This window comes from Microbacterium sp. JZ101 (assembly GCF_053903175.1).
In genome coordinates, this window is record NZ_CP096400.1 from 1,532,044 (window position 1) to 1,544,051 (window position 12,008).

A 12,008-nucleotide genomic window follows, 5' to 3' on the forward strand; every position below is an offset into this window, starting at 1 on the left:
CAGGTGACACCCTTCCGAACCTGACGAGAGGACCGAAGATGACGGAGATCGAATACCGCGTGACGGGCATGACCTGCGGGCACTGCGAGATGTCGGTGCGCGAGGAGGTCGGCGAGGTGCCGGGCGTCGAGGGCATCGACGTGAGCGCGCAGACGGGCCGCCTCGTCGTGAGCGGCACGGCCGAGATCGACGACGCGAAGATCCTCGCGGCCGTCGAGGAGGCCGGCTACTCGGCGGAGCGCGTCTGATGAACGCGGGGGCGCGGCTCGCCCTGTACGGCGCCGGACTGGTGGCGGCGTTCGGCGCGGCCTTCGGGGTCGCGGCGGCCGTCGCCCCCGACGCGGTCGTCACCGCATGGAACGAGGAGGACAAGGTGGATGGTCACGGAGGCGGTCACACGACCGCGCCGACGGATGGCACGGCACCGGATGGCGCGCAGAGCGAGAGCGCGCACGGCGCGCCTGGCGAGGGCGCGCACGGCGCGCACGCCCCGCAGGGCGTCTCGCTCAGCGCCGACGGCTACACGCTCACCGCGGTCGCCGCTCCGAGCGGGGCGGGGGAGCAGGGGGAGCTGAGCTTCCAGATCCTCGACAGCGCGGGTGAGCCGCTCACGTCCTACGCGCTCGAGCACGAGAAGGAGCTGCACCTCATCGTGGTGCGCTCCGATGGCGCGCACTTCCGCCACGTCCATCCCGAGCTCGACGCGCACACCGGAGCCTGGAGCATCCCGTGGTCGTGGGACGCGGCCGGCACGTACCGCGTGTACGCCGACTTCACACCGGCAGGCGACGGCGCGCAGGGGCTCACCCTCGCGCGCTCGGTCGAGGTCGCGGGCGACTACGCTCCCGTCGACGCCGAGCCGTCGCGCGTGGACGAGGTGGGCGGGTACACCGTCGAGCTCGCGGGCGACCTCGCTCCGGGTGCCGCACAGGAGCTCACGCTCTCGATCACCCGCGACGGCGAGCCGGTCACCGCGCTCGAGCCGTACCTCGGGGCATTCGGGCACCTCGTCGCGCTGCGCGAGGGCGACCTCGCGTATCTCCATGTGCATCCCGAGGGGGCGGAGCCCGGCGCGGACGACCTCGGCGGTCCGGAGATCGCGTTCGCGGCGGAGGCGCCGACCGTCGGACGCTACCTGCTCTACCTGGACTTCCAGGTCGACGGGCAGGTCCACACCGCGGAGTTCGTGCTCGACGCCGGCGAGGCCGCACCCGGGCACGGGCATGCGCATTCGGGAGGCCACTGATGAGCACGTCCGTCGGGGGCGCCGACATCGAGCTCGAGATCGGGGGCATGACCTGCGCGTCGTGCGCGAACCGGATCGAGCGGAAGCTCAACAAGCTCGAGGGCGTGTCGGCGACCGTCAACTACGCGACCGAGAAGGCGCGCGTCACCGTGCCCGAGGGGTACGACCCGGCGCTGCTCGTCGCCGAGGTGGAGAAGACCGGGTACACGGCCGCCCTTCCGAAGCCGCCCGTCGACGAGCCGTCGGATGACGGCGAGCCGGATGATCCGGAGCTGCGCTCGCTGCGGCAGCGGCTGATCGGGTCGGTCGTGCTCACGCTCCCCGTCATCGCGATGTCGATGATCCCCGCGCTGCAGTTCCCGTACTGGCAGTGGGCGTCGCTCGCCCTCGCCGCACCCGTCATCGTGTGGGCGGCGTGGCCGTTCCACCGTGCCGCGTGGCTCAACCTGCGGCACGGGGCGGCGACCATGGACACGCTCATCTCGATGGGCACCTCGGCGGCGTTCCTGTGGTCGCTCTACGCGCTCTTCCTGGGCACAGCGGGCGAGCCGGGCATGACGCATGCCTTCGAGCTCTCCATCGCGCCCTCGGACGGCGCGGCGAACATCTACCTCGAGGTCGGCGCGGGCGTGACGATGTTCATCCTCGCGGGCCGCTACTTCGAGAAGCGCTCGAAGCGCCAGGCCGGCGCCGCCCTGCGGGCGCTCCTCGAGCTCGGCGCCAAGGACGTCTCGGTGCTGCGCGACGGCGTCGAGACCCGGATCCCCGCGTCGCAGCTCGCCGTCGGCGACGAGTTCGTCGTCCGCCCGGGGGAGAAGATCGCGACCGACGGCGTCGTGGTCTCCGGCACCTCGGCGGTCGACGCCTCGATGCTCACGGGCGAGTCCGTGCCGGTCGAGGTCGGCGAGGGCGACGCGGTGACGGGTGCGACGGTCAACGAGGGCGGGCGGCTCGTCGTGCGCGCGACGCGCGTCGGGGCGGACACGCAGCTCGCCCAGATGGCGCGGATGGTCGAGGACGCCCAGAGCGGGAAGGCCGAGGTCCAGCGGCTCGCGGACCGCATCTCGGGGGTCTTCGTGCCGATCGTCATCGCGATCGCGGTGGTCGCGCTCGGCGCGTGGCTCGGCGCGGGCTTCCCGGCGTCGGCGGCCTTCACGGCAGCCGTGGCGGTCCTCGTGATCGCGTGCCCGTGCGCGCTGGGACTCGCCACGCCGACGGCGCTTCTCGTCGGAACCGGCCGCGGCGCGCAGATGGGCATCCTCATCAAGGGGCCCGAGGTGCTCGAGTCGACGCGCCGGGTCGACACGGTCGTGCTCGACAAGACGGGCACGGTGACCAGCGGGCGGATGACGCTCGTCGACGTCGTGACCGAGCCGGGCGTCGAGCGGGCCGACGTCCTGCGGCTCGCAGGCGCGCTCGAGAGCGCATCGGAGCACCCGATCGCCCAGGCGATCGCACGCGCGGCGACGGCGGAGGTCGGCGCGCTGCCCGTCGTGGAGGGGTTCCAGAACCTCGAGGGAAGGGGCGTCCAGGGGGTCGTCGACGGCGCGGCCGTCGTGGTCGGCCGGGCGTCTCTCCTGTCCGACTGGGCTCTGCACCTCTCCGCCGACGTCGCGGACGCGCAGCGGCGCGAGGAGGCGGACGGTCGCACCGTCGTCGCGGTCGGATGGGACGGACGCGCGCGAGGACTCCTCGTCGTCGCCGACACCGTCAAGCCGACCAGCGCCCAGGCGATCGCCGAGCTGAAGGAGCTGGGTCTCACCCCTGTTCTGCTGACCGGCGACAACCGCGCGGTGGCCGAGCGGATCGCCGCCGAGGTCGGCATCGAGGTCGTCCACGCCGAGGTCCTGCCGCAGGACAAGGTCGAGGTCGTCGCGCGACTGCAGCGCGAGGGCCGCGTCGTCGCGATGGTGGGCGACGGCGTGAACGACGCCCCCGCACTCGCTCAGGCCGATCTCGGGCTCGCGATGGGCACGGGAACCGACGTGGCCATCGAGGCGTCCGACATCACGCTCGTCCGGGGTGACCTGCGAGCCGCGGTCGACGCCATCCGCCTCTCCCGGCGCACGCTCTCGACGATCAAGTCCAACCTGTTCTGGGCGTTCGCGTACAACGTCGCGGCCATCCCGATCGCCGCGCTCGGCATGCTGAACCCCATGCTCGCGGGCGCCGCGATGGCCTTCTCGAGCGTGTTCGTCGTCGGCAACAGCCTGCGCCTGCGCGGCTTCCGCGGCGTCGCGCAGCGGTGACGCGGCGCTGCCCGGCGGGGAGGGCCATCCCCGTCGGGTAGCGTTGCGTTGCCCGTCTCGTGCTCGGACCCGTGGGAGAACACATGTCTGTCGGCCTGCTCGCCGTCGTGGACGACATCCTGACCGCCGCTGTGAAGGCCTCGTCGAAGGCCGCCGGCGTGGTCATCGACGATGCCGCCGTGACCCCGCAGTACGTGCAGGGCATCACGCCCGCGCGCGAGCTGCCGGTCGTGGGCCGCATCGCGCTCGGCTCGCTCGCGAACAAGTTCCTCATCATCATCCCCGTGGCGATGCTGCTCACGACCTTCGCGCCGTGGGTGCTCCCGTTCCTGCTCATCCTGGGCGGTTCGTACCTCTGCTTCGAGGGCGCCGAGAAGGTCCTCGAGTGGTTCGGATTCGGGCACGGCCATGCGGAGGAGGGCGCACGCGACGAGAAGCGCCTCGTGTGGGGCGCGATCCGGACCGACCTCATCCTCTCGACCGAGATCATGCTCATCTCGCTCGCGAGCCTCGATGCGGGAATGGGGTTCTGGCAGACCCTTGCGGTGCTCGCCGTGATCGCGCTGCTCATGACGCTGCTCGTCTACGGGGCGGTCGCGCTGCTCGTGAAGATCGACGACATCGGGATGCGGATGGCCGAGAGCCCGGTCGGCAGCGTGCGGCTCACGGGCGCCCGCATCGTGACGTCCATGCCCGCCGTGTTCCGCGTCATCAGCGTGATCGGCACGGTCGCGATGCTGTGGGTCGGCGGTCACCTCGTGATCGTGAACCTCGGCGAGGTCGGCCTGCACGTCTTCGCGGATGCGCTCCATGCGGTCGAGCACGCGCTCGAGCCGCTCGGCGGCGTGGTGGTCTGGGTCGTCGACACGGCGATCTCCGCGGTGTTCGGCTTCATCGAGGGGCTCGTCATCGTGGGGGTCGTGCTTCTCATCGCGCGCCTGTTCGGCCGCCGTCCGACCTTCGACGAGGCGCACTCCACCTCGTCGCACTGAGCGCGGCCGCCCGAGGTCTGCGCTCGGGCCGATTTTGCATTGAGAATGATTATCACTAACGTTAGCGTCCATGATGACGCTCGGCGCCGACCGCAGGCGCACTCCGGCGTACGCGCCGCATGACGCTGGCGCGCGCGCACGGCTCGCGCGCCGCACGACGCTCCTCTGTCTCGCGCTCGGCGCTGCCGCCGTCGCCCTGGTCATCGTCTCCGGTTCCGTCGGGTCCGTTCCGGTGACTGTCGCAGAAGCCGCGAAGATCGTCCTCGGCCACGTGCTGCCCGGTATGCCGTGGATGACGGATGGCACGCTCGCCCCGTTGCAGGACCAGGCGGTGTGGCAGTTCCGACTGCCGCGCGCGCTCCTCTCGGCGCTCGCCGGCGGCGGCCTCGCGCTCGCAGGGACGCTCATGCAGGTGACCGTGCGGAATCCGCTGGCGGAGCCCTATATCCTGGGCGTGTCCTCCGGAGCCAGCGTGGGCGCCGTGCTCGTGATCGTCACGGGCTCGGCGGCGCTGGGGGGAGTGTCCATGAACGCTGCGGCCTTCGTCGGCGCGCTCGGCGCATGCGTGTGCGTGTGGGCGCTCGCCCGGAGGGACGGCATGCTGTCGCCCACCCGCATGATCCTCGCCGGAGTGGCGCTCGGCACCCTGCTCAGCGCGGTGACGAGCTACCTCACCATCTCCACAGACGCACAGAACGTCGTCAGCGTGCTCTTCTTCCTCCTCGGCAGTGTGTCCGCGGCGACGATGTCCAGCCTCACCGCCCCCGCGCTGGCGCTTCTCGTCGCAGTGTTCGCGTCGTTCTTCCTCGCTCGCTCGCTCAACGCGCTCATGACCGGCGACGAGTCGGCGACCGCGCTCGGCGTGGACGTCGCGCGGCTCCGCGGTCTCCTCCTCCTCATCGCCTCTCTGCTGACGGGCGTCGTCGTGTCGGTCGCCGGAGGCATCGGGTTCGTGGGCCTCGTCGTCCCCCATCTGGTGCGGATCGCTGTGGGCGCGGATCACCGCAGGGTGCTTCCGGTGACGGTCCTCGGGGGCGCCGTGTTCCTCATGGGCGCCGATCTGCTCGCACGCACCGTCGCTGCGCCGACCGAGATCCCGCTCGGGATCCTCACCGCATTCGTCGGGGCGCCCTTCTTCCTCTGGCTCATGCGCCGCGGTGGCGCCGATCGAGCGGGCTTCGCGCGGTGAGAGTGGTCTTCGAACGCGTGACCGTCGCCCTGGGGGGACGGGAGGTCGTGCACGCCGCGTCGTTCGCTGCCGAGGAGGGAGAGGTCGTGGGGCTCCTCGGCCCCAACGGCAGCGGCAAGTCGTCGCTGCTGCGGACGCTCTACCGGGCCGTGCGACCCGTGAGCGGGAGCGTGCGCGTCGGAGATCGCGATGTGCGGGCTCTGCGCGGTCGCGAGGCCGCGAGGGCGGTGGCCGTCATGCTGCAGGACCCGGCGACGGACTTCGATCTCACCGTGGAGGAGACCGTCCTGCTCGGTCGTGCTCCACACCGCGCGTCATTCGGACGGGACAGCGCCGCGGATCTGCAGATCGCAGAGGATGCGATGCGCAGGACCGAGACCGAGCGCCTGCGCGATCGGATGGTCGCCACGCTCTCAGGCGGCCAGCGGCAGCGCGTCATGCTCGCCCGCGCGCTCGCGCAGCAGAGCCCGGTCCTCGTTCTCGACGAGCCGAGCAATCATCTCGATATCGCCCACCAGCACGAGCTCATGAGCACGGCGCGCGAGCTCGGTCAGACGGTTCTCGCCGCGCTGCACGACCTCAACCTCGCGGCGCAGTACTGCGACCGCGTCGTCCTGCTCGATCAGGGCCGGGTTGTCGCGTCGGGAACGCCGGTCGACGTGCTCGAGCCGGCGGTCATCCGCTCCGTCTTCGGCGTCGAGGCACGTGTCCTCGGCGAGCCGTCCGCTCCCGTCTTCGCCTTCCGGCGTCTCGCCCGTGCGGACGCCTCATCCTCCCTTCCCGCCGATCCAGAGAGCACGCTCATCGCATGACCGTCAGACTCCGCCCCGCTTATGCCCTTCTCGTCGCCACCACCGTCCTCCTCTCCGGGTGCGGGACATCCGTCGCGGTCGACTCGGACCCCGAGGATGCCGTCGGGGAGGTGAGGATCGAGAACTGCGGCCGGGAGATGGTCGTCGAGCAGGCTCCGGAGGCGGTGGTGGGCATGCACCCCGCCCAGACCGAGCTGCTCCTTCGACTCGGTCTGGCCGATCGCCTCGTCGGCCAGGCCCAGGCAGCAGCGCAGGCGCTTCCGGCGGACATCGCGGATCTCGCCGCGGACGTTCCCGCGATCGGGGACGTGATGCCCCCGAGCCGGGAGGACCTCCTCTCCGTGCAGCCGGACTTCGTCTACGCGCCGACGACCTACGAGTTCACCGCCGAACAGGGCTTCGCGAGCATCGAGCAGCTCGAGCAGGCGGGGGCCGACGTGTATGTCGCGGCGGGAGGCTGCCCTGAGCGGCGGATGACCGGCGAGGTCGCCGACCTGCTGATCGATCTCGAGAACCTCGGGAAGATCTTCGGCGTCGAGGAGCAAGCCGCGGCACTCATCCGAAGCAGCGAGCGCGACCTCGAGGAGGTCGCAGCGGCCGTCGCCGACGTCGACCGCCTGAGGGTCGCCCAGGTGTTCGTCGACGGCACGACCCTTCAGGGCATCGGTGCCGGCGTCGAGTACGACATCCTCCAGCGCGCGGGTGCGCAGAGCGTGTTCACGCCCGAACAGCCGGCGTTCTCCGACTTCTTCGCCGCCGCCATCACCCCGGAGGCGCTCGCCGCGGAAGCACCCGACGCCCTGGTGTTCTCCGTCTTCGACGATGAGCACGAGGCTGCGACACGCGAATATCTGTCGGAGACCTTCCCGGACATGCCCGCGGTCGCCGAGGGGCGTCTGATCGCCGTGTCGAGTGCCGACGTCTTCCCCGGCACCCTCGGGAACGTCGCGCTCGTGCGTGAGATCGCCGAGCAGCTCTACCCCGAAGCCTTCTGAGTCGATGATCCATCGGCGGCTTCTGGAACTCGCCGGCGCCGTCTCGGGTGCGATCGCGGGCCTGGCCGCGCTCGGCCTTCTCCTCTCCGGGCTCCATATCGCCTTCGCGCTGGCGATCGCTGCGGTCGTGGCCGCTCGTGTCGGGCGGGCCAGGCGTGGTGGGCTCGGTCGCGGTGCTCGGGGCGGTCGCTGCGGCCCGCGCGCTCGTGATCTGGGTGAGGGACACGACGGCAGCTCGCCTCGGCGCCTCGGTCCGGGTCAGACTGCGTGCGCGTCTTCTCACTCGTGCCGTCGGGATCTCCGCGACGGACCGGGACTCTGGTCGGATCGCCGCGATCGCGATCGACGGCGTCGATGGGCTCGAGGCCTACTTCACGCGCTACCTCCCTCAGCTGCTCGTCGTGCTCGTGGTACCGGCGACGGTCGTGGCGCTGACCGTCGGACGTGCTCCGACAGCGGGCGTCGCTCTCGGCATCGCCGCGGCGGTTGCGGTTATCGCGCCGCGCGCATGGGATGCCCGCCTGCTGCGCACGGGACGGGAGCGCTGGGAGCGGTTCACCCGTCTTTCGTCGGACTTCGTCGAGAGCCTCGAGCACATCCCGCTCCTGAGGATCTTCGGCGCGACGGCGCGCACGGCGGACCGGCTCTCGGCTGAGGGCGATGCTCTGAGGCGCGACACGATGGGTCAGCTGCGACTGTCGCTGGTCGAGACGGCCGTCAGCGCGCTCGCGATGCACCTCGGAGCGGCGGCAGCCGTGATCTCCGCGACCCTGGCGGTGTCCAGCGGAGACGGCGATGGCGCAGCCGCGGTCGCGGTCCTGCTGCTGGCGCGGGAGTGCTTCCGTCCTGTCCAGGATCTCGGGGCGTGCTGGCACGCCGGGTATCTGGGCCTGAACGCGGTCGACGGCCTCGATGAGCTGCAGCGGTCCTCCTCGACGGCGCCCCGCATGGGGAGACGGCCCCGGCCGGCGCCGACCGGGCTCCTCGAGTTCGACGGCGTGTCCTTCACCTATCCGGCGACCGGTCGCGGCGTCCGCGATGTCCGTCTCCGCGTCGAAGCGGCGGAGACGCTGGCCGTGATCGGCCCGTCCGGCGCGGGCAAGAGCACGCTCGCTCGGCTCGTGGAGCGCGACATCGACCCCGATGCCGGCATCATCAGGATCGGCGGCGTCGATATCCGGGACTTCGACCGCGTCGCACTCAGCGCGAGCGTCGCCGTCGTGCCGCAGGACCCCGTGCTCTTCGCATGGTCGGTGCGGGACAATCTGCGGCTCTGCCGGCCGTCGGCCGCCGACGCCGAGGTGGAGCAGGCCGCGCGGGTCGCCGATGTGCACGACGTGATCGCCGGACTGCCGGAGGGCTACGACACCGTCCTCGCCGAGAACGGCGGACAGCTGTCGGGCGGCCAGCGGCAGCGGCTGGCGATCGCGCGTGCGCTCCTGTCGCCGGCGCCCGTGCTCATCCTCGACGAGGCGACCTCGGCGCTCGACGCGGAGTCGGAGCGGCGGATCGTCGACGCCGTGGCGACCGCGGCAGCGGGTTGGCGCACGGTGGTCGTCATCACCCACCGGGCGACCGCGGGAGCACGTGCAGACCACTGGGTCGCCATCGAGGACGGGCGCGTCGCCGCCCGCGGCCGCGGGCCCGTGCCGGCCTCGTGCGGAGCAGTGCTCCGATGAGGCCGCTGCTGCGCCTTCTCCCGGTGGTGGCTGTTCGGCGAGGGCGATTCGTCGAGGCGATCCTGTGGAGCGTCGTCTGTCAAGCGGCAGTGCTCGGGATCGCGATCCTTCTCGCACGCATGGCCGGGCTCGCGGCGGTCGGTTCGCCGCTGTCGTCGTCTGCCCCCGTGATCGCCGTGCTGCTGGCGGTGCTGGCGGCGGCAGCGGCCTGGCGCGAATCCTGGGTGTCTCACGATCTCGCGTACCGCGTGATCGGGGAGCTCCGCTCCCGCGTCTTCGGGGCGCTCCGTCGCGCTCTGCCGTCCCGCAGCCGCCCGCGTCGCACGGGCGACCTCGCGACCACGGTGGTCGCGGACATCGAGACGCTCGAGTGGCTCTTCGCGCACACGATCGCACAGGCGCTCGGGGCCGTCCTCGTGCTCTCGACTGCCGTTGCCGTCTCGATTACGGTGAGCCCTCAGCTCCTGCTGGCCTGGACGCCGCCGCTCCTCATCGGCGTCGTCGTGCCGATGGCGACCCGCCGCCGGGCCGGGCAGGACGGTGCCGCTCTGGCCGCAGATGCGGGCGCACTGCGCGCCGAGCTCGTCGACACGCTCCGAGGCCTGCGCGAACTCGCAGGGGCCGCGGCACTCGAGCGTCAGCTCGATCGTCTCGCGGAGCGGACGCTCCGGCACACCCGCACGCAGGTTCGCGAGGCGTCTCGCATCGGGGCGGAGCGCGCGATCTCGGACCTCGCCATCGCCATCGCCGTCGTGGCTGCGGTGCTCGTCGTGGTCGCGGACACGGGAATCCCGCGCGCGGACATCCCGCTCGCGATCACGCTCGCCGCGGCGGGCGTCGCACCGGCCGCGCAGATCGCGGACCTCCTGCGCGGGGCGGGGACCTTGACCGCCGCAGCGGCGCGCATCGACTCCCTGCTCGCGGAACCGCCTGCGGTGACCTACGAGCTCTCGTCTACCCCGAGGCTCCGAGACGCGAGAGGACTGTGCTTCGACGGCGTCGGCTTCGCGTATCGTGCCGGAGCTCCGGTCCTGCACGACCTCCACCTTCACGTCCGGCCCGGCGAGATCGTCGCGCTGACCGGAGCATCCGGCTCAGGCAAGTCGACGGCGGCGGCGCTCGCCTCGCGGCAATGGGATCCGGACGCGGGAGCGGTGCGGATCGACGGCGTGGACCTGCGCGCTCTGACGGACGACGCACTTCGCGCGCGGATCGCCGTGGTCCCGCAGGGGTCGCCGCTTCTGCGCGGAACGATTCGCTCGAATATCGTCCTCGGCGATCCTCAAGCGCCCGAGGAGCGGATCACGGAGGCCGCGCGCTCGGCGGGGCTCCTCGATGTGCGGTCGGGGCTGCCGCGCGGCCTCGACACCGACGTCGGCGAGCACGGGGCCGGTCTCTCCGGCGGTCAGCGCGCGCGTGTCGCCATCGCTCGCGCGCTCCTGCGGGGCCCTCGCGTCCTCGTTCTCGACGAGGCGACGGCCTCGCTCGACGCCGAGGCCGACGCGGCGATCATGGAGCTCCTGGCCCGTCAGAGCGAACGCGCGGTTCTTCTCATCTCGCATCGGCCGGCGACGATCGCCGCAGCGCATCGCGTCGTCGCACTGAGCGCGGCCGCTAGGCCCCCTCGCGGAGGGTGACGCAGCAGCGGCCGTCCTCCGGCTCGAGGGCGACCACGGGCGAGTGCGGCGCGAGCGCGTCGCCCACTCCGTCGATGAGCGCGCAGTTCATGCCGCACACCAGGTCGCGGTGATCCTGGGCGAGTCGATGGAACGGGCAGTTCCGCAGCACCGTGGTGGGTCCGTCGCGCTCGGGCTCGTATCCCTCGCCGCGCAGGATGTCCTCGGCCGCCTCCCGCGCGGCCGACGCGGAGACGGGCGGCTCGGCGCCGCGCGCCGCGGCGATCGCGCGGCCTCTGGCTCGTGCGACGTCGGCGACCGCCTCCGACACAGGGATGCCGTCGGCCGCGCTGCGGGTGATCGCGCGGGCGAGCAGATCGCCCGCGACGTCGTAGCCACGCGGCGGCACCGAGACGGCGATCTCGCTCTCGACAGGACGGTACCGCTTGGCGGGTCGCCCCGCGCCCGGGCCGGTGCGCCCGGGCGGGCGGGCGTAGTCGACCGTCACGAGGCCGTCCTGCTCGAGGCGGTCGAGGTGGAACTTCGCCTGGTGATGCGGGATGTCGAGCGCGCTCGCGGCCTCGTCGCGCGTGACCGCGTGGCGCTGGCGGCTGAGGAACGCGTAGATGGCGCGGCGGAGCGGATCGGCGAGCCCGCGGATCCGGCGGGTGGCCTCGGAATCGGCATCGGTCATCTCGTCCGCCTTCTTTCGGAGAACCCTCTTGACGAAAGACTACCCCCGTTCTAACGTGCGGAGTAACTTCCGATAGAAAGGACGACGCTCATGTCGACACTCCGCAGTTCCCGAGCAGAGACGCTCACCGGGGTCGGCGATCTCCGCTCACCGACGCACCAGGCGTTCCTGCTGCTCCGCACCGTGTTCACCGTCGCGCCGATCCTCTTCGGGCTCGACAAGTTCACGAATCTCCTCGTCGACTGGACGATCTATCTCGCGCCCTGGATCGACGCGATCCTCCCCGGCGACGACGTGTTCGCCATGCGCGTCGTCGGGGTCGTCGAGATCGCCGCCGGCGTGCTCGTCGCGATTCTCCCGCGCTGGGGCGCGTGGGTCGTGGCGGCGTGGCTGCTCGGGATCATCGTGAATCTGCTGACCCTGCCCGGCTACTTCGACGTGGCGCTGCGTGACTTCGGCCTCCTCGTCGGCGCGGTCGCGCTCGCGCGGCTCGCCGAGGGAGAGCGCAGGGCCCGCGGCGGGCGCTGAGCCGGATG

General features: G+C 71.9%; 11 protein-coding genes. 10 read left to right on the forward strand and 1 reads right to left on the reverse strand.

What is annotated here, in order from left to right; genetic code table 11:
• The first annotated feature begins 38 nt into the window (after positions 1-38).
• From M1D56_RS07080 to M1D56_RS07120, 9 genes are all read left to right on the forward strand, one after another.
• Positions 39-248, forward strand: a complete 210-nt coding sequence (locus M1D56_RS07080) for a heavy-metal-associated domain-containing protein (RefSeq protein WP_271171662.1) — start codon at positions 39-41, stop codon at positions 246-248.
• On the forward strand, positions 248-1,246 hold the full coding sequence (locus M1D56_RS07085) for a heavy-metal-associated domain-containing protein (protein WP_456285087.1): 999 nt from the start codon (positions 248-250) through the stop codon (positions 1,244-1,246). Before M1D56_RS07080 ends, M1D56_RS07085 begins: the two co-directional genes overlap by 1 nt.
• Positions 1,246-3,495 carry a heavy metal translocating P-type ATPase gene (locus M1D56_RS07090; protein WP_456285088.1) on the forward strand — a complete coding sequence of 750 codons (2,250 nt, stop codon included), beginning with the start codon at positions 1,246-1,248 and terminating at the stop codon, positions 3,493-3,495. The genes M1D56_RS07085 and M1D56_RS07090 overlap by 1 nt, the downstream gene beginning before the upstream one ends.
• 83 nt (positions 3,496-3,578) lie before the next feature.
• Positions 3,579-4,487: a DUF808 domain-containing protein gene (locus M1D56_RS07095; protein WP_456285089.1), complete on the forward strand. Its 909-nt coding sequence runs from the start codon at positions 3,579-3,581 to the stop codon at positions 4,485-4,487.
• A 70-nt stretch (positions 4,488-4,557) separates the two neighbouring features.
• Positions 4,558-5,676, forward strand: coding sequence for a FecCD family ABC transporter permease (locus M1D56_RS07100; RefSeq protein WP_456285090.1), 1,119 nt, complete (start codon positions 4,558-4,560; stop codon positions 5,674-5,676).
• A gap of 17 nt (positions 5,677-5,693) precedes the next feature.
• Positions 5,694-6,488 carry an ABC transporter ATP-binding protein gene (locus M1D56_RS07105; RefSeq protein WP_456285091.1) on the forward strand — a complete coding sequence of 265 codons (795 nt, stop codon included), beginning with the start codon at positions 5,694-5,696 and terminating at the stop codon, positions 6,486-6,488.
• A complete protein-coding gene (locus M1D56_RS07110) occupies positions 6,485-7,483 on the forward strand; it encodes an ABC transporter substrate-binding protein (protein WP_456285092.1) in 999 nt (332 codons plus the stop codon). The genes M1D56_RS07105 and M1D56_RS07110 overlap by 4 nt, the downstream gene beginning before the upstream one ends.
• Before the next feature lie 158 nt (positions 7,484-7,641).
• Positions 7,642-9,162, forward strand: a complete 1,521-nt coding sequence (locus M1D56_RS07115; protein ID WP_456285093.1) for an ABC transporter ATP-binding protein/permease — start codon at positions 7,642-7,644, stop codon at positions 9,160-9,162.
• Complete coding sequence (locus M1D56_RS07120) at positions 9,159-10,799, forward strand: ABC transporter ATP-binding protein (protein ID WP_456285094.1); 1,641 nt, start codon at positions 9,159-9,161, stop codon at positions 10,797-10,799. The genes M1D56_RS07115 and M1D56_RS07120 overlap by 4 nt, the downstream gene beginning before the upstream one ends.
• Here the strand turns inward: M1D56_RS07120 and M1D56_RS07125 are convergent.
• Entirely contained in the window at positions 10,777-11,472 is a 696-nt protein-coding gene (locus M1D56_RS07125) for a helix-turn-helix transcriptional regulator (RefSeq protein WP_456285095.1), read from the reverse strand. The two genes, M1D56_RS07120 and M1D56_RS07125, sit on opposite strands and share 23 nt — an antisense overlap.
• Before the next feature lie 90 nt (positions 11,473-11,562).
• Here M1D56_RS07125 and M1D56_RS07130 point away from each other — a divergent pair, with 90 nt between their 5' ends.
• Entirely contained in the window at positions 11,563-12,000 is a 438-nt protein-coding gene (locus M1D56_RS07130; RefSeq protein WP_421075695.1) for a hypothetical protein, read from the forward strand.
• The last annotated feature ends 8 nt before the right edge of the window (positions 12,001-12,008 follow it).

Coding starts and splice junctions, on each gene's coding strand:
- M1D56_RS07130 (WP_421075695.1), top strand. CDS start 11,563: ATGTCGACACTCCGCAGTTCCCGAGCAGAGACGCTCACCGGGGTCGGC.
- M1D56_RS07125 (WP_456285095.1), bottom strand. CDS start 11,472: ATGACCGATGCCGATTCCGAGGCCACCCGCCGGATCCGCGGGCTCGCC.
- M1D56_RS07090 (WP_456285088.1), top strand. CDS start 1,246: ATGAGCACGTCCGTCGGGGGCGCCGACATCGAGCTCGAGATCGGGGGC.
- M1D56_RS07100 (WP_456285090.1), top strand. CDS start 4,558: ATGATGACGCTCGGCGCCGACCGCAGGCGCACTCCGGCGTACGCGCCG.
- M1D56_RS07080 (WP_271171662.1), top strand. CDS start 39: ATGACGGAGATCGAATACCGCGTGACGGGCATGACCTGCGGGCACTGC.
- M1D56_RS07095 (WP_456285089.1), top strand. CDS start 3,579: ATGTCTGTCGGCCTGCTCGCCGTCGTGGACGACATCCTGACCGCCGCT.
- M1D56_RS07120 (WP_456285094.1), top strand. CDS start 9,159: ATGAGGCCGCTGCTGCGCCTTCTCCCGGTGGTGGCTGTTCGGCGAGGG.
- M1D56_RS07085 (WP_456285087.1), top strand. CDS start 248: ATGAACGCGGGGGCGCGGCTCGCCCTGTACGGCGCCGGACTGGTGGCG.
- M1D56_RS07110 (WP_456285092.1), top strand. CDS start 6,485: ATGACCGTCAGACTCCGCCCCGCTTATGCCCTTCTCGTCGCCACCACC.